General features: G+C 73.0%; 12 protein-coding genes and 1 pseudogene. 5 read left to right on the top strand and 8 right to left on the bottom strand.

The features are described 5' to 3' along the window. Window positions 1–30 precede the first annotated feature (30 nt). Window positions 31–1,242 (top strand): pyridoxal phosphate-dependent aminotransferase, encoded by a 1,212-nt coding sequence (locus tag AB0389_RS26205; RefSeq protein ID WP_366397936.1) that lies wholly within the window; start codon window positions 31–33, stop codon window positions 1,240–1,242. Between the two features lie 391 nt (window positions 1,243–1,633). Here AB0389_RS26205 and AB0389_RS26200 read toward each other — a convergent pair whose 3' ends face one another. Further along, a complete protein-coding gene (locus AB0389_RS26200; protein WP_366397935.1) occupies window positions 1,634–2,365 on the bottom strand; it encodes a hypothetical protein in 732 nt (243 codons plus the stop codon). Between the two features lie 241 nt (window positions 2,366–2,606). Here AB0389_RS26200 and AB0389_RS26195 point away from each other — a divergent pair, with 241 nt between their 5' ends. Both AB0389_RS26195 and AB0389_RS26190 read left to right on the top strand, forming a co-directional pair. Continuing rightward, a complete protein-coding gene (locus AB0389_RS26195) occupies window positions 2,607–3,776 on the top strand; it encodes a S1 family peptidase (protein ID WP_366397934.1) in 1,170 nt (389 codons plus the stop codon). A 117-nt stretch (window positions 3,777–3,893) separates the two neighbouring features. Next, window positions 3,894–5,684 carry a translation initiation factor 2 gene (locus AB0389_RS26190; protein WP_366397933.1) on the top strand — a complete coding sequence of 597 codons (1,791 nt, stop codon included), beginning with the start codon at window positions 3,894–3,896 and terminating at the stop codon, window positions 5,682–5,684. A 71-nt stretch (window positions 5,685–5,755) separates the two neighbouring features. Here the strand turns inward: AB0389_RS26190 and AB0389_RS26185 are convergent, their stop codons facing one another. From AB0389_RS26185 to AB0389_RS26170, 4 genes are all read right to left on the bottom strand, one after another. Then, on the bottom strand, window positions 5,756–8,242 hold the full coding sequence (locus tag AB0389_RS26185; protein WP_366397932.1) for a tetratricopeptide repeat protein: 2,487 nt from the start codon (window positions 8,240–8,242) through the stop codon (window positions 5,756–5,758). A 48-nt stretch (window positions 8,243–8,290) separates the two neighbouring features. After that, on the bottom strand, window positions 8,291–9,574 hold the full coding sequence (locus tag AB0389_RS26180) for an SWIM zinc finger family protein (RefSeq protein ID WP_366397931.1): 1,284 nt from the start codon (window positions 9,572–9,574) through the stop codon (window positions 8,291–8,293). Then, on the bottom strand, window positions 9,571–12,468 hold the full coding sequence (locus AB0389_RS26175; RefSeq protein WP_366397930.1) for a DEAD/DEAH box helicase: 2,898 nt from the start codon (window positions 12,466–12,468) through the stop codon (window positions 9,571–9,573). Before AB0389_RS26175 ends, AB0389_RS26180 begins: the two co-directional genes overlap by 4 nt. 163 nt (window positions 12,469–12,631) lie before the next feature. After that, window positions 12,632–13,621, bottom strand: a complete 990-nt coding sequence (locus tag AB0389_RS26170; protein ID WP_366397929.1) for a slipin family protein — start codon at window positions 13,619–13,621, stop codon at window positions 12,632–12,634. A gap of 257 nt (window positions 13,622–13,878) precedes the next feature. On the opposite strand from AB0389_RS26170, the gene AB0389_RS26165 reads away from it, so the two are divergent. Beyond that, window positions 13,879–14,220 (top strand): hypothetical protein, encoded by a 342-nt coding sequence (locus AB0389_RS26165; RefSeq protein WP_366397928.1) that lies wholly within the window; start codon window positions 13,879–13,881, stop codon window positions 14,218–14,220. Between the two features lie 67 nt (window positions 14,221–14,287). Here the strand turns inward: AB0389_RS26165 and AB0389_RS26160 are convergent, their stop codons facing one another. Then, entirely contained in the window at window positions 14,288–14,980 is a 693-nt protein-coding gene (locus AB0389_RS26160) for a methyltransferase domain-containing protein (RefSeq protein WP_366397927.1), read from the bottom strand. Between the two features lie 133 nt (window positions 14,981–15,113). On the opposite strand from AB0389_RS26160, the pseudogene AB0389_RS26155 reads away from it, so the two are divergent. Continuing rightward, a pseudogene (locus AB0389_RS26155) lies at window positions 15,114–15,359 on the top strand (DUF6343 family protein); the annotation flags it as partial. Between the two features lie 189 nt (window positions 15,360–15,548). Here AB0389_RS26155 and AB0389_RS26150 read toward each other — a convergent pair. Together AB0389_RS26150 and coaE are read right to left on the bottom strand one after the other, a co-directional pair. After that, window positions 15,549–15,929 carry a tetratricopeptide repeat protein gene (locus AB0389_RS26150; protein ID WP_366397926.1) on the bottom strand — a complete coding sequence of 127 codons (381 nt, stop codon included), beginning with the start codon at window positions 15,927–15,929 and terminating at the stop codon, window positions 15,549–15,551. Between the two features lie 49 nt (window positions 15,930–15,978). Further along, window positions 15,979–16,590, bottom strand: coding sequence for a dephospho-CoA kinase (gene coaE, locus AB0389_RS26145; protein WP_366397925.1), 612 nt, complete (start codon window positions 16,588–16,590; stop codon window positions 15,979–15,981). Window positions 16,591–16,638 lie beyond the last annotated feature (48 nt).

The following is a 16,638-nucleotide window of genomic DNA, read 5'->3' as shown; positions in this document are numbered from 1 at the left end:
GTATCGCAACAAGGTCTGGGAGGCCACCGCATGGAATTCCGGCAGTCGAGCAAGCTCAACGAGGTCTGCTACGAGATCCGCGGCCCGGTGATCGAGCACGCCGACGCCCTGGAGGAGGCCGGCCACAGCGTCCTGCGCCTCAACACCGGCAACCCGGCGCTCTTCGGGTTCGAGGCGCCGGAGGAGATCGTCCAGGACATGATCCGGATGCTGCCCCAGGCACACGGCTACACGGACTCGCGCGGCATCCTCTCCGCGCGCCGCGCCGTCGCCCAGCGCTACCAGACCCTGGGGCTGACCGAGGTCACCGTCGACGACATCTTCCTCGGCAACGGCGCCTCCGAGCTGATCGCCATGTCCGTGCAGGCCCTGCTGGAGGACGGCGACGAAGTCCTCATCCCGGCCCCCGACTTCCCGCTCTGGACCGCGGTCACCACGATGGCCGGCGGCCGGGCCGTGCACTATCTCTGCGACGAGTCGGCGGAGTGGTACCCGGATCTGGACGACATGGCGGCGAAGATCACCGACCGCACCAAGGCCGTCGTGATCATCAACCCCAACAACCCCACCGGCGCCGTCTACCCGCGCGAGATCATCGAGGGCATCCTCGATCTCGCCCGCCGCCACGGGCTCATGGTGTTCGCCGACGAGATGTACGACCAGATCGTCTACGACGACGCCGTCCACCACACCGCCGCGGCCCTCGCGCCCGACCTGGTCGTCCTGACGTTCAGCGGGCTCTCCAAGACGTACCGCGTGGCCGGATTCCGCTCGGGCTGGCTGGTCGTCACCGGCCCCAAGCAGCACGCCCGCAGCTACCTCGAAGGGCTGACGATGCTCGCCTCGATGCGGCTGTGCCCCAACGCGCCCGCCCAGTACGCCATTCAGGCCGCGCTCGGTGGCCGGCAGTCCATCAAGGAACTCGTCGCACCCGGCGGCAGGCTGCACGAGCAGCGCGACCGGGCCTGGGAGAAGCTCAACGAGATCCCCGGCGTCTCGTGCGTCAAGCCGAAGGGCGCGCTGTACGCCTTCCCCCGGCTCGACCCCAAGGTCCACAAGATCCACGACGACGAACGGTTCGTCCTGGACCTGCTGCTGCGCGAGAAGATCCAGGTGGTCCAGGGAACGGGCTTCAACTGGCCGCGCCCCGACCACTTCCGGATCCTGACGCTCCCGTACGCGGACGATCTCGACGCGGCGATCAGCCGGATCGGCCGCTTCCTGAGCGGATACCGGCAGTGACGGCCGCCGCGTACGGACGCGGAGACGGGGTGACCGCCGAAAAGGAGCGGACCCGGAGGCGTAGCCGGCCTCCGGGCCCTGAAATGCCACCCATGTCGCACGCCGGAGCGTTTAAGAACCCGGGGCAGTCATGAAGTCGCCGCGTCCTGCCTTTGGACCACCGCGCATCGAGCTGCGCAGACCGGACTTGAACCGGTATTTCGACGTCCGGGGCCCGAGCCCGTTCGTTCCGGCGATCGGCGGCGAATGCTGAGTCTGGAGCAATAGTCTGAGATTGAACGCGGTCGCCTCAAGGACAGACCGCGCCTTCACGACAAGCTTCAGTTTCAGCCTGCGCTCCTCGCGCACCCCGGCTCACACTTGAGAACAGGCGGCCGGGGAATCATTGAGGCTACCCGAACAGGTAGCCGAACACCGCGTCCCCCACCCGCTGGTCGGTGACCTCGGCGCCGTTGGCCTCCTCGCGCGCGAACTTCACCGCCTGCTGAAGCCTCTCGACGCGGTCCAGCAGCTCGTTCACCCGGCGGGCGGGCAGGGCGCCGCTGAACTTCACCGTGGTCCAGTAGCCGACCGGTATGTCCTCGTAGTACACCTCGACCTGCGCCGGGTGCTTCTCGGTGGCCTCCGCCTTCACATGGTTGCGGGGGACCTTCTTCGTACGGAGGGTCCGTACCGCCTCCGTCTTCCACGCGTCCGTCGACGGATCCTGGCTCCAGGACTCCGACGCGTCCAGCACCGGGAGCTTGCGGACGAAGGCGTTGAGCTCCGTCAGCTGCTTCTCCAGGAAGAGCAGATACGCCACCGGCACATCGCCCAGGAGCACCCGGCCGTCGACGGTGACATCCGCGCGCGCCGAGCAGTTCGCCCAGTCCTTGGTGGCGGTCACATCGAACAGCCGGGTCAGGGTCCTGGCGGTCTCCTTCAGGACATCCTCGGCCTGAACCTGAACGCGGGTGGACTCGGGAGGGAGTTGCTCCCCCTCCTCGTCCTTGGCCTGATACGTACGGGAGATACCGGCCAGCAGCGCCGGCTTCTGGAGCCCGTGCTGAACTGCCGTCAGGTCCTGGTGCGCCTTGGACTTGACGCCCTTCTCGACTGCGATGATCTGATTGAGCTTCGCCATGTGTGGACCCTAACAAGGTCACACACCAGCCATCGAACAATTATCCAACCAACAGATCATCTGTCTGAATCGTTCGCCCCGATCGCCCTGCCGGAAACGGCAGTTGACGCGATCGCACCCTTGCAATTGGTATGGACCTGCCAAGGTTCCTTCGCTACGCTCCCGCCTGAAAGTGCCCAAGGGCGCTCTCCGGTACGTGCTGTTCCACCCCCACCTCGTTGGAACAAGAAGGGCCCACCCCATGCAACGCACGACTGCCATACGCACCGGCCTGTCCGCACTCCTCCTCGTCGGCACCTGGGCGACCGCCGGACTCGCCCCCGCCGTCGCCGCGCCCTCCTCCCCCGCCACCTCCACCACGGCCGAGGCGCCGGCCTCCGCCGGGCTCCTGACCGCCATGCAGAAGGACCTGGGCCTCACCGCCGGCCAGGCCAGAGACCGGATCGCCGCGACCAAGACCGCGACCGCGGTCGAGAAGAAGGCCGTACGCGCGGCGGGCTCGTCGTACGGCGGTTCCTGGTACGACTCGGAGAGCGACACGCTGACCGTCGCGGTCACCAGCGAGCGGACGGCCGCCGCCGTACGCGCGACCGGCGCGACCGTACAACTGGTCGAGCACAGCGCGAAGCAGCTCGACGCGGTCAAGAAGAAGATCGACACGCTGGCCGCCTCCGTGCCCGACGGAGTCAGCAGCTGGGGCGTGAACGAGCAGACCAACAAGGTCGTGGTGTCCGTCGTCGCGGACCAGCGTGACGACAACGATGTCCGCGCCTTCCTGGCCCGCGCCCGGCAGGCCGGCCCCGTCACGGTCGAGGAGACCGCCGAGGCCGTGACCACCACCGCCGCGGGTACCGTCGGCGGCGACCCCTACTACACCGGCAATGTCCGCTGTTCCATTGGCTTCTCCGTGTACGGCGGCTTCGTCACCGCCGGCCACTGCGGCTCCACCGGCGCCCAGGTCAGGGGCTGGGACAACTCGTACATCGGCAACTTCCAGGGCTCGACCTTCCCCGGCAACGACTACGCCTGGGTCAACGTCGGCAGCGGCTGGTGGACCGTCCCGGTCGTCCTCGGCTGGGGCACCGTCTCCGACGCGCTCGTCCGCGGCTCCAACGAGGCCCCGGTCGGCGCCTACATCTGCCGCTCCGGCTCCACGACCCACTGGCGCTGCGGCACTCTCCAGGGCAAGAACATCACGGTCAACTACGGCAACGGCCAGCTCGTCTACAGCCTGACCCAGACCAGCGCCTGCGCGGAGGGCGGCGACTCCGGCGGCTCGTTCATCACCGGAGACCAGGCGCAGGGCATCACCTCCGGCGCCAGCGGAAACTGCTCCACCGGCGGGAACACGTTCTACCAGCCGATCAAGCCGATCCTCAGCCGCTACGGCCTGACCCTGCACACCGCCTGACCTCATCCGGGCCACAGGTGTCCAGCGCCGGGGCCGGGGGTACCGCCACCCCCGGCCCCGGCCGCGTCGTGCGCCGGGCGGGGCCCGGTCGAACGCGTACGGGCTACGATCTCCAGCATGTCGCCGGAGCCACCGTACGGGCCCTCAGCCGCATGGGCAGTTGGGGAACACGGCACGGCCGGCCGCACCCCCGGAGCGGCCACCGACCAGCGCACCGTGCTGTACGCCGTGCGGTCCGCCACCGCGTTGAACCGGCTGCTCGACGCGCTGCCCGTGTTCGCCGGGGACCCCCGGGTGCGGCCCCGCTTCACGCTGGTGCCCGGGTCGGACTTCGGTACGGACGCGCTCGCCGCGCTCGACGGGGCCGGGGCCAGGACCGTTCCCTGGGAGCGGGCCGTACGGGGCGGGCACGATCTGGTGGTGGCGGCGAGTCCGAACGGGCCGCTGGACGAGCTGCCGGGACCGCTGGTGCTGCTGCCGCACGGGGCGGGTTTCAACAAGCGGCTGCCGCACACCTCCGAGGGCGACTCGGCATCGGGGCTGCATCCGCGCCAGCTGCTGCGCGACGGAGCTCCGCTGGCGGCGCTGCACGCCCTCGCGCACCCCGACCAGTTGGCCGCGCTCGCCAGGGAGTCGCCCGCAGTGGCGGAGCGCGCGGCGGTCGTGGGGGATCCGACGCTGGACCGGATCCTGGCGTCCGGGCCGCGCCGGGAGGCGTACCGCGACGCGCTGGGGACCGGAGGCAGACGGCTGGTGGCCGTGGTGTCGACCTGGGGACCGGAGTCTCTGCTGGCGCGCCGGCCCCGGCTGCCCCGGCGGCTGACCGCCGAACTGCCCTACGACGCCTATCAGGTGGCGCTGGTCGCCCATCCCAATGTCCACAGCGACCTCGGCGAGTTCGCGCTGCGGCAGTGGCTCGCGCCCGCGCCGGACGCCGGGCTGCTGGTGGCGCGGCCGTACGAGGAGTGGGCCGCGGTTCTCGTCGCCGCCGACTGCGTGCTGACCGACCACGGCTCCACCGCGCTCTACGCCGCGGCCCAGGACCGGCCGGTGATCGGCTGCTACGACGGCGGTACGGAGCTGATCCCCGCCAGCCCCATGGCCGGACTCCTCTCCCACGCGCCCCACTGGTCGGACGACGCCCCGGCCGAGGACCAGCTCGACGCCGCGGTCGCCGGATACCGGCCGGGGGACTCCGTCGCGCTCGCGGCGGGCGCCTTCGCCGAGCAGGGACGCTCGCTGGAGCGGCTGCGGGCCCGCTGTTACGCGCTGCTCGGGCTCGACCCGTACCCCGGACCGCCCGCCGTCAGGCCGCTGCCGGTGCCCCGGATCGCGGCGCGGCGGCCGACCGCGCTCGGCGTGCGGGTCGGCACGGCGGGGAACACGGTCTCGGTGGCGCGCTATCCGCTGGACGGCGGGCCGCACGGCGGCCATGTGATGGCGGAGGACGGTTTCTCGACGCTGAACGAGATGCGCAGCGCCGGCATCGTCGTCCGGCGCGCGCGGTCGGCGGCGCCCGCGTACGTACCGGCGCCGGCACCGGGCTGGACCGTGGCCACGTGGACCGCGCATATCCTGGCGGAGTTGCCCGGCTGCCGGACCGCCGCCGCGGTGCTCGCGCACGATCACTGCGTCCTGCGCCGTCGCGCGTCACCGCACGCCGAGGGCGCGGACCTGCTCTCCGTACGGATCTCCGCCGCCGAGCCGCCCCGGGGCGAGCCGCTGGTACGGGTCGATCCCGCCGCCGTGCTCTGTGGTGTCCACGACTGGCTGGAGACCCACCCGGGCGGCCCGGCCGGACCCGGCCCGGTGCTGCCCGTGACGCTCGACTGTGTGGTGGGCGGACGGCGGGTTGCGGTCATGCTGGCGGGCGCGGCGGACGCGGCGATCGGCGACGCGGAAATCTGACGGCCGCCCGGCCGCCCGGCCAGCGGCTGTCGGCCAGCATCTGTCGGTCAGCGGCCCGCCAGGCAGCGTGCTCAGTGACCCTCCGGCGCGGCCCCCGCGCCTTCCCGCAGCTCGCGCACCCGCGTCCGATGCCGCTCCGCCGCGAGCGCGTCGCCGTTCGCCTCAGCCAGCTCGGCGAGCTCCCCGTGGAGCCGCGCCTCGTCGTAGGTGGCGTCCCTGTGCCGCTCCACACCGGCCGCCTCCGTCAGCGCGGCCACAGCCCGGTCGGTGCGGCCCAGCGCACGGTGGATCCGGCCGAGTTCGGCCAGGCACCGGGCGGTCAACCGGTCGTGGCGGCCCTCGCGCGCCAGGAGCAGCGCGCGGTCCAGCTCCGCCTCCGCCTCGGACAGCCGGCCCGCGGAGCGCAGGGCCCGGCCGAGCAGAAAGCCCTGGAGCAGAACGCCGTAGGTGTTCGGGACCGGGAGCAGCGCGCCATGGATGTCGCGGGACTGCCGGAAGTAGGTGACGGCCCGGTCGGGCTCACCGCGCCAGGCGAGGAACTTGCCCCGGAACTCCAGCGCCGACGCCTGGAGTCTGGTGCCGGGGACGGCCGCCGCGGCGGCGCGTACCGCCTGCTCCGTCTCGCTGTCCGCCTCCGGCGCCCTGCCCGCTCGCCAGAGCGCCTGCGCCAGCTGGCAGCGCAGCCGGATCAGCGCGTCGGGCCGCTCCGCGCGCTCGGCGGCGTCCCGGCCGGCCGTGTACGCCCGGATCGCGTCGTCGTGATTGCCGTGGTCCTCGTAGTGCTTCCACAGCGGTTCGCAGAGCGCCCAGGCGTGGGTGTCCTCGCCCAGGTCGGCCGCGATCCGCACCCATCCGTAGAGCGCCTTGCGTTCCGTGTCGAGCCAGCCCCGAGCGCCCGCCTCGTCCGCGAAGGCCTGATCGGGCGCGTACGGCAGCTCCGGTACGGGATCGGCGAGGCGCATCCGGTCCGCCTGTATGGCACGGTCGGCCCGCTCCGCCTGCCGCCGGTACCAGACGAGGAGCCGGCGCAGCGCCTCCTCCGTCTCGGCCCGGTCGCCGTGCCGGTCGGCGCAGCGCGCGGCGTGGGAGCGCAGCAGTCCGTGCAGCCGGAACCGGGTCCGGCCGCGCCGCTCGGACGCCGTTGGTGATACGGCCAGCAGCCCGGCCCCGGCGAGAGCCTCGACCGCGTCCTCCGCGTCGTACCGCCCGGTCCCGAGGAGCGCGGCGGCGGCCTCCACCGTGATGTCGTAGCCGGGGTGCCCCGGCAGCAGCCGGTAGAGCCGGGCGGCGGGCGCGGGCAGTTCTCCGTAACTGGCGTTCCAGACCGCTTCCACCACGGGCAGGCCCCTCTCATGAAGCTGGGAGGTGAGATCCGCGACAAGCCGTTCGACACTTCGGTGCCGGTGCAGGTGGAGCAGGGTGCCCGCGGCGCGCAGGGCGGCGGGGAATCCGTCGCAGAGCCGGGCGAGCGCGGCCACGGTCTCGGCGGACTCGTGCGGCTGCCCGTCGGTCACACCGGTCACATCGGTCACGATCTTCCGGAGCATCGCGGCACTGTGCGCCGAGGAGAGCGGTCCGAGGGCGAGGCCGATCGCGCCCCGCGTTTCCAGCAGGGGCAGCCGCCGCTGTCCGGTGATGAGGACGAGCGCGTCGGCGGAGGCCGGCAGCAGGGTGGCGATCTCGTTGTCGGACCATACGTTGTCGAGGACGAGCGCCATACGCGCGCCGCGCGTCTTCTCCTCGTACCGCTCGACCAGGGCGGGGTACTCCGCCGGCAGCCAGTCCTCGGCCACGCCGAGGCGGCGGAGCTGGTGCCGCAGCACGGCCTCGACGTCGATGGTGCCCTCGGTGCGCCACTGGTCGAGATCGACGTAGATGGTCCCGGCGGGGAATCGGGGGGCGAGTTCCCAGGCGAGCCGGACGGCCAGTGCGGTCTTGCCGATGCCGGCCACGCCGGTGAGCACGACGGTCAGCGGGCTGACGAGCGGGGCTTCGCCGCGTTCGTCGATGGCTCTCAGCACCCGGGTCCGCTGTGTGTCCCGGTTCTCGAACGGAGGCTCTTCCATCGGCAGCTGAGGGTGCGTCATGGACGGCGGGACCGGCTGCTCGCCGTCCGGATCCGCGCCCGGACCCGCTCCCGGACCCGCGCCCCGGCCGTGGAAGTGGAGATGCTGGTTCAGGGTGCCGATCTCCGCCGCCTGGATCGCGGACCCCGCGCTGACCTCTCCGTTGAACGTCACCGCGCCGGGCGCCACTTCGTCCAGCAGGGCGCGCAGTTCGGGCTCGGCGCCCGGGTCCGTCCCGAGGTCGCGCAGCAGCCGGTCGCTCCAGTCGGCGATCAGGCGGTCGGCGGTCGCGTCGTCGTTCCGCCGCCGGGCCTCGGCGAGCGCGGTCCGCGCCGACTCCAGCTCGGATTCGAGGGAGTCCGGCGAGTCCGGGGCCCCGGAGCGCCATCGCCGGACGATGCCCACCATCCCGTCACGAGCGCGCGTCCAGCCGTCCGTCGCCACCTGCTGGAGCACCGCCGTCATCACCGCCATGGCCAACTCGGCTCCCACCGGGCCCCCTTCGACCGCTGAACAGTACGGACGTCCTGACCTTACCGGTCACCTCCCCAGCAGGGCGGCGAGTGCGCCCACCGGGTCGGTGTCGGGGGTGCCGCGCGGCCACCAGTCCTCGCGGTCGCGGTCCGACTCGTATCCGTACCAGAGCGCGTCGCGGCCGAACCGGAGCTGGAGGGACCCGGTGGAGAGCCTGTTCCGCCAGGGCCTGAAGTGCGGGAAGTCCGCGGCGACGAGCGCGGGCCTGGCCCGGTCGAAGGGGCCCGCGGGCGGGTCCCAGGGGTCTTCCAGCGCGGCGAGGCCCGCCGGTCCACCCTGGCGCCAGGCCGCCACCGCGCGGGCCAGGTCCGTGGGGGTGCGGTCGAGCGCGGCGGCCAGATCCCGGTAGAGCGCGCGCGTGGAGGCGGTCAGCCCGGAACCGGGGTGCGCGGCGGCCAGGCGCACCGCGTCCTGCCAGGGGGTGAGCGCGCCGACGGGGTCGAGTCCGGTGGTGAGGAAGGTGTGCGCGCGGGCCGCCGCCTCACTGGCGAGGAGGTCGAGCGCGAGCGGGTCGGGCGCGCCGCTCACCTGCGGGTAGGAGGGCGGGCGGCCGGGCTGCGCGGGGACGGGGAACGGGGGTGGCAGCGCCGGCCGGGCGCGCGGCGCGAACGCCCGCGCCGCCGGGACCGTGGGCATCGGCGGCGGGCTCGCGGCCCGTTCGGTGGCCGCGCGGGTGAGACTGCGCCGGGTGAGGTCGGCGAGTACCTCGTGTTCGCCGCGGCCCCGCATCAGGAAGAGGACGAACGGGTCCTCGTCCAGGAGCCTGGCCGTCTGGTAGCAGAGCGCGGCGGCGTGTTTGCAGGGGTAGCCGTCGTCGGGGCAGGAGCAGTCCGGGGTGAGGTCGCCGGCGGTGGGCAGCAGGTCGGCGGCGGCGGCGAGGGTGTGCGGCATGTCCTTGTCGAGGAGGGCGGCGATGTGGTCGGGGCGGTCCGCCGCCGCGTCGAGGAGCTCCTCCCAGCCCGCGTCGCCGAGGGTGCGCAGCCGGATCTCCGTGCGGTACGGGCGGGGCCGGGAGCCGTGGACGTACGCCGTGACGCGGCCGGGGGTGACCGTGATCGCGTCGACATGGCCGCTGCCCGCGTAGGCCCGGCCGCGCTGGAGCCGGGCGGCGTCGAGTGCGGTCTCCTCCATGGACTCCACCCAGGCGTTGCCCCACCAGGTGGCGGCGAACTCGCCCTGTGTGCCGGGGCGCGGCGGCAGCGCGGGGAACGTACGGCGGCGGTCGTCGTGCCGGGGGACACGGGCGGTGCGGGTACCGCGGAGGGCGCGCGGCACGCGCGGTGTCGTCATGACGTCCTCCGCAGGGAGACGAGGTCGCGCAGTTCACGGTCGGTCAGTTCGGTGAGGGCGGCCTCGCCCGAGCCGAGGACGGCGTCGGCCAGCGCCCGCTTGGAGGCGAGCATCTCGGCGATCCGGTCCTCGACCGTGCCCTCCGCGATCAGCCGGTGGACCTGCACGGGCTGCGTCTGGCCGATGCGGTAGGCGCGGTCCGTGGCCTGCTCCTCCACCGCCGGGTTCCACCAGCGGTCGAAGTGGACGACATGGCCGGCCCTGGTCAGGTTGAGGCCGGTGCCTGCCGCCTTCAGCGAGAGGACGAAGACCGGGGCCTCGCCGGACTGGAACCGGTCCACCATGCGCTCGCGCTCCTGGACGGGCGTGCCGCCGTGCAGGAGCTGGGAGGGGATCGCGCGGGCCGTGAGGTGGGCGGAGAGCAGCCGCGCCATCGCCACGTACTGGGTGAAGATCAGGACCGAGCCGTCCTCGGCGAGGATCGTGTCGAGCAGCTCGTCGAGGAGGGCGAGCTTGCCGGAGCGGCCGGTGAGCCGGGCCGTGTCCTCCTTCAGATACTGCGCGGGGTGGTTGCAGATCTGTTTGAGGGCCGTGAGCAGTTTCATCACCAGGCCGCGGCGCGCGATGCCCTCGGCCTCCGCGATGGCCGCCATCGTCTCGCGGACGACCGCCTCGTACAGGGAAGCCTGTTCGCGGGTGAGGGCGACGGGACGGTCGGTCTCGGTCTTCGGGGGCAGCTCGGGCACGATGCCGGGGTCGGACTTCCTCCTGCGCAGCAGGAACGGTCTGACCAGCCGGGCCAGCCGCTCCACCGCCTCCTCGTTCGCGACGTCCTTGATGTCGGCGCTCTTGGCGTTCTCCACGTTCTCCACGACGCGTGCGTGACGGGCCCGGAACGCCTTGAGGGGACCGAGCAGTCCGGGCGTGGTCCAGTCGAGCAGGGCCCACAGCTCGGAGAGGTTGTTCTCCACGGGGGTGCCGGTGAGCGCGATCCTGGCGGGCGCCGGGATGGTGCGCAGCGCCTTGGCGGTGGAGGAGAACGGGTTCTTCACGTGCTGTGCCTCGTCGGCGACGACCATGCCCCAGGCGTGGCCGGCCAGGGCTTCGGCGCTGCCGCGCATCGTGCCGTACGTGGTGAGGACGAAGCCGTCCGTGACGCCGTCGAGGGTGCGCCCGGTGCCGTGGTAGCGGTGCACGGGGACGCCCGGCGCGAAGCGGGTGATCTCCCTCTGCCAGTTACCGAGGAGGGAGGCGGGGCAGACGACGAGGGTCGGTGCCGGCCGGGCGCGGTGCAGGTGCAGGGCGATGAGCGTGATGGTCTTTCCCAGGCCCATGTCGTCCGCGAGGCAGCCGCCGAGGCCGAGCGAGGTCATCAGGTCGAGCCAGGCGAGCCCGCGCAGTTGGTAGTCCCGGAGGGTGGCGGCGAGGGCGGGCGGCTGGGGAACGGCGGCGGGGCCGGTGACGAGCCGGTCGCGCAGGACCGCGAGCGCGCCCGTCGGCACGGCCTCCACCGTCTCGCCGTCCACGTCGGCGGTGCCGGTGAGGGCCACCGCCAGCGCGTCGACCGGCTCCAGCAGGCCCAGTTCGCGCTTGCGCGCCTTACGGACGAGGGCGGGGTCGACCACCACCCACCGGTCACGCAGCCGCACGATCGGGCGGTGCGCCTCGGCGAGCGCGTCCATCTCCCCCTCCGTGAGGGGATCCCCGTCGAGCGCCAGCTGCCAGTTGAACTTCAGCAGTTCGGCGCTGTCGAAGAAGAGCGTGCCGTCCGTCGCGGAGCCGGGCGCGGGACGGACCACCGCGGCGGCGGTCAGCGTACGGGCCAGCTCCCGGGGCCAGTGCACGGCGACGCCCGCGGCGGCCAGCCGGGCGGCTCCCGGGCCGAGCAGCTCGTACAGCTCATCCTCGGAGAGCGGCAGCGCGTCGGGGACGTCGCGCTCCAGCAGCCGGGCGAGCGGCGTCCAGACGCGGGCCGCGCGCCGCAGCGCGAGCATGGCGTCGATCCGGGCGCGCGGCCCGAAGGTCTCGGCCCCCTCGCCGGCCCACAGGGCCGTGGCGTCGATGACCAGGGTGGGGTCGGCCAGGCTGTGGATCTGTACGAGGGCGGCCCCGGCGCGCCGCGCGGTGTCCCCGTCCACCGGTTCCGGTCCGGGCGGTGTCGCCGTCCGCGCCGCCGACTCCTCGTGGTCGAACAGCTCGTACGCGGACAGGTCGAGCCGCAGCGAGACCCGCACGCCCGCGTCCATGCCGGCCGCCGCCTCGGCCGCCCAGGTCCTGGCCCCGGGCAGATGCTGCCCGGCGCGGGCCGCGAACGGGGCGCCCGCGGCGTGCGCGGCGGCCGGGGTGCGCGGCAGGGAGTCGGCCACGGCGTCCAGGAACGCCCGCACGAGCGCTTCGGGGTCGGGCAGCTGGAGCGGGCGCTCCGCCGGGAGCGGTACGGCGTGCGCCTCGGGCGGCATGGCGGCGGCGATGGCTCTGAGCTGCGCGATGTCGTCGGCGTCGAGCGGTCCGGCCCGCCAGGCGTCGTGGTCGGAGGCGGTGAGGCCGGGGAGCAGCCGGCCGCGCGCGGTGAGCTGGAGCGCGTGCAGCGCGGCGGCGCCCCAGCACGCGGCGGCGGGATGCGCGGATCTGTCGTGCCGGGCACGGGCCAGCAACGGGACCGCGTCGGTCACGGAGAGCAGCACGGCGGGCACCGTGCGCCGCCGCACCCCGGCCCCGTGGCGCCGTACGACCGTCAGCTCCCGGTCCGCCGCCGGCGGCGGATCGTCCCCCGGGGACCAGAAGGCGACCCGCCCCTCCCGGGGCAGCCCGGCGGGCAGGAAGACCGCCGCACACCGCACGAGAGCGGGCGAGGGCGCGGACGCCGGAGCGAGGTCGTGCGGGAATTGCGTCATGGCCGTTCATCCCCTCCCACCTGGGATCGCCGCTGGATCCGACTACTTCTGCGAGTCTAGGCGGGGGGTCTGACAGTCGGCCTCGATCGCCCGGCGGACAGCACGGCGCCCGGCCGGGAGAGCCGGGCCGGGCGCTGTGCTGTACGGGGTTACGGCGCGGGGTTCAGCCTCGATGGGGCACGGGCTCGCGCTTGCCGGGGCTGTCGGCCACGACGGGGGACTCGGCCTCCGCCACCGGCGGGGCGGACTCCGCGACGGCGGGCGGGGCGGGCTCCGCGGCGGCGGACGGGGCGAGCGAGGCGCCGGCCGGTTCCGCGGCGGCCGGTTCCGCGGCGGCGGCAGGAGCCGCCTGGACGGCTCCGGAGACCGTCTGGACAGCCTGTACGGCCTCGGCGGGCGTGGCCCGTTCCAGGAACCGGAGCAGCTCGACGGGGAACGGCAGAACGAGCGTCGAGTTCTTCTCGGCGGCGACGGCGACCACCGTCTGCAACAGCCTCAGCTGGAGCGCGGCGGGCTGGCCGGACATCTGTTTGGCCGCTTCGGCGAGCTTCTTCGACGCCTGGAGTTCGGCGTCCGCGTTGATGACACGGGCGCGGCGCTCCCGGTCCGCCTCCGCCTGCCGTGCCATGGACCGTTTCATCGTCTCCGGCAGCGAGACGTCCTTGATCTCGACCCGGTCGATCTGTACGCCCCAGCCGATGGACGGGCTGTCGATCATCAGCTCCAGCCCCTGGTTGAGCTTCTCCCTGTTCGACAGCAGGTCGTCGAGATCGCTCTTGCCGATGATCGACCGCAGGGAGGTCTGTGCCATCTGCGAGACGGCGAACCGGTAGTCCTCCACCCGGATCACCGCGTCGGCCGCGTCCACGACCTTGAAGTAGATCACCGCGTCGACGCGCACCGTGACGTTGTCCCGGGTGATGCCGTCCTGTGCGGGCACCGGCATCGTCACGATCTGCATATTGACCTTGCGCAGCTTGTCCACGAAGGGGACGACCGTGGTGAATCCCGGCCCCCGGATGCCCTCCCGCAGCCGTCCGAGGCGGAAGACCACGCCTCGCTCGTACTGTTTGACGACCCGGGCGGCCGCCATCGCGTACAGCGCGCACGCGCATATCACCGCGACGATCGCGATGACCAGTTCCTCGGCCATGATGGGCCCCCAGACGCCGGACCGATGGTGCTATTACCACGGTATGCCTTGGATGACCCCGGGGCGAGAGGCGTGACACAAGAAGGAGACGCGGGGCGTCACAGGCCCGCTCCGCAGCCCTCTCAGTAGCCCGCCCGGCCGCGCACCGGGTGCCGCCGTTCCCCGGATCGGGCAGTGTGGCCAGCGCCGGGCGCACCCACCCGCCCGCCGCCGTACGCCCCGCCCGTACGTCCGCTTCCGCAGAGACGAGGCCGCCCATGTCCGTGATCGATCACCGGCGCCTCGCCCTGACCACCGCGGCCCTCCTCGCTCTCACCGGCGCCACCGGCTGCTCCGCGCTGGACCGGACAGGGCTGGGCACCATCGCCTACGAGACGGCCGACAAGCGCCAGGTCCAGGTGGACAGCCCGCCGGTCAGGGGCTGTCACCGGTTCGCCGCGGCGGGCGCGGTCAAGGTCACGAACCGCACCCGCGTCGATCTCGTGATGTACCCGTCCCGCGACTGCGCGGGACGGAACACGGTCTACATCCCCACGGCGACATCCGACGTGATCGCCCCCGGCGCCCGGGCGTGGCGCAGTTACACCCTGGTGCACTGAGGTGCGCTGATACCCGCTCCCGGGACCGGTGGGCTCCTGTGAATGCTCCTGGAGTGCTCCTGGGCCGCTACTTCGGTACGGCCCGCACCCAGGTGCCGTCGTCCGTGAGATACGCGTCGACCGCCAGCCCCGCCTCGCCGAGATACCCCTCGAACGCCTCCTTCGTCAGCACACGCGAGCGGAACGTCTGCGTCCAGGTCGCGTCCGGGAAGACGTACTCGACGCGCAGGGAGTCCACCCCGTCCCCCACCGGCTCGCACGACACCATCCGTACCGTGCAGCCGGCCGCCTCGTCGACCCGCTCCCAGGGCACCGCCGTGTGCCAGTCCAGGCCCTCGCGCTGGATCAGCACACACCCGTCGTCGGCGACATGCCGGCGGCAGGTGCGCAACAGGGCGTCCCGCACCCGGTGTTCACCGAAGTGGACCAGGTAGGACGCGAGCATCACCACATCGAACGTCTCGTCCAGCTCCAGCGTCTCGATCGGGCTCCGTACCGTACGGGCGCCCCGGATCCGCTCCAGCATCTCGGCGGACTCGTCCACCGCCGTCACCGCGAAGCCGCGCTCGATCAGCGCGTGTGTGACCCGGCCCGCGCCACTGCCCAGCTCCAGCAGCGACGCCCCCGGCGGGACGGCCGCCGCGATGACATCGGGCTCCCGGCCCACGGAGAGCCGGGAGTAAAGATCGACGGCGCAGCCGTCCGGGGTGATCGCCCCCGGCCCGGTGCCCTCACATCCCACACGCTTCTGAGTGCTCATGTACGGCAAACGTGCGCGATCGGACCACCGTTCCGCCGCGCGATGGCGATATCACGCCAATCGCGGTCCGGATAACAGACACGCCCAGCGGGTACATAGTGGATATATATGGCGGACGGGAGGTGCATGTGCCATGCGTACGGGAAGCGAACCGGTGACCGCGCGCAGCGCGCTGCGGATGCGCTTCTGGCTGAGCGTGTGGGGGCTGCTCTGGACCGCCGGCGGTACGGCGGCGTTCGCGGTGGCCGGGCAGACCTGGTGGGCGCTGGCCTGCGGGGTGCTCGCGCTGATCGTCGTGACCGACCTCGCCGTGGTGCTGCGGCGGATCCGCCAGGGCCCGCGTTTCCAGCCGGGCCCCGACGTCCCGCCGTATCCGCCGGGGCACGGCCGGAACGTGGTCCTTGAGGAGAACCGCGAGCGGGAACGCGACCGGCTCCGTCAGCTGCGCAACCGTACGGGCCGCGCTCGCGCGCACATACCCCGGCGCGGAGGCGCGGCGGGCGGGCGAACTGCGGGCGGGCGGACGGCGGGCGGGCGGACTGCGGGCAGCGGGCGCTGAGCCGGCGGCTCAGTCCCCGGCGCCGGTTCCGTCGAGGTCGAAGCGCGCCGCCTTCAGGTACTCCGGCTTGGGATCCAGCGCCGCCGCCAGCCTGAAGTGCCGCTTGGCCAGCTCGGGCCGGCCCGAGCGCTCGAACGTACGGGCAAGGGCGAAGTGCGCGAAGGCGTTGTCCGGCTCCCGCTCCAGGACCAGCTCGAATTCGAGCTCGGCGGGGCGCAGCTGGGCGGCGGCGAAGAACGCGCGGGCGCGCAGCAGCCGGGCCGCCGTGTTCTCCGGGTGGGCTCCGATGACCGAGTCCAGCAGCTTCACAGCCCCGCGCGGATCCCGTGCGGCCAGCAGTTGTTCGGCCGCGCGATAGTCGATGACGTGGGTTTCCGGACTCTCTGGCACGATCGCATCCTTCCCTAGCTGCGGGCGTTCAACGCCGGATCCGGCGAAGCTATTCCCCCGGGGTGCTCGCCGCACGGTCGAGCAGGTCCCGCCAGATCGCGCGGACCCTCGGCTCCAGACGCTCCAGGGGACCGTCGTTGTCGATGACGAGATCCGCGGCGGCCCGGCGCTCCTCACGGGTCGCCTGCGCGGCCATCCGCTCCCGCGCCTCGGACTCCGTCATCCCCCGCAGCCGCACCAGCCGCTCGATCTGGGTCTCCGGTGCGGCGTCCACGACGAGCACCAGGTCGAAGAGGGCCGACATCCCGTTCTCGACGAGCAGCGGCACATCGTGCACCACGATCGCCCCGGGCCCCGCCGCCGACTCCAGCTCGGCGGAGCGGGCCCGGACCAGCGGGTGCACGATCGCGTTGAGGGAGCGCAGCCGGTCGTGGTCGCCGAAGACGATCCCGCCGAGTTTCGGGCGGTCGAGGGCGCCGCTGTCCGTCAGCACGCCCGGGCCGAACTCGGCGACCACGGCGGCCAGTCCGGGCGTCCCGGGCTCCACCACTTCCCGCGCGATCCGATCGGAATCGATCAGCACCGCGCCGTAACCGGCCAGGAGCCTGGACACTTCGCTCTTGCCCGCACCGATTCCGCCCGTAAGTCCCAGCCTCAGCATGGCCCCAGCCTAACCAGGACCCGCCCGTACACCCCCGTACACCCCGTC

It is taken from the genome of Streptomyces sp. NPDC093109 (genome assembly GCF_040701725.1).
Lineage (GTDB): Bacteria > Actinomycetota > Actinomycetes > Streptomycetales > Streptomycetaceae > Streptomyces.
Note: the sequence above shows the minus strand (reverse complement) of the source record. Positions and strands in the feature narration are given on the sequence as shown.

Excerpts from the sequence above, each read along its gene's own strand:
- AB0389_RS26205 (WP_366397936.1), top strand. The coding sequence starts at position 31 with ATGGAATTCCGGCAGTCGAGCAAGCTCAACGAGGTCTGCTACGAGATC.
- AB0389_RS26200 (WP_366397935.1), bottom strand. The coding sequence starts at position 2,365 with ATGGCGAAGCTCAATCAGATCATCGCAGTCGAGAAGGGCGTCAAGTCC.
- AB0389_RS26195 (WP_366397934.1), top strand. The coding sequence starts at position 2,607 with ATGCAACGCACGACTGCCATACGCACCGGCCTGTCCGCACTCCTCCTC.
- AB0389_RS26190 (WP_366397933.1), top strand. The coding sequence starts at position 3,894 with ATGTCGCCGGAGCCACCGTACGGGCCCTCAGCCGCATGGGCAGTTGGG.
- AB0389_RS26180 (WP_366397931.1), bottom strand. The coding sequence starts at position 9,574 with ATGACGACACCGCGCGTGCCGCGCGCCCTCCGCGGTACCCGCACCGCC.
- AB0389_RS26175 (WP_366397930.1), bottom strand. The coding sequence starts at position 12,468 with ATGACGCAATTCCCGCACGACCTCGCTCCGGCGTCCGCGCCCTCGCCC.
- AB0389_RS26170 (WP_366397929.1), bottom strand. The coding sequence starts at position 13,621 with ATGGCCGAGGAACTGGTCATCGCGATCGTCGCGGTGATATGCGCGTGC.
- AB0389_RS26165 (WP_366397928.1), top strand. The coding sequence starts at position 13,879 with ATGTCCGTGATCGATCACCGGCGCCTCGCCCTGACCACCGCGGCCCTC.
- AB0389_RS26160 (WP_366397927.1), bottom strand. The coding sequence starts at position 14,980 with ATGAGCACTCAGAAGCGTGTGGGATGTGAGGGCACCGGGCCGGGGGCG.
- coaE (WP_366397925.1), bottom strand. The coding sequence starts at position 16,590 with ATGCTGAGGCTGGGACTTACGGGCGGAATCGGTGCGGGCAAGAGCGAA.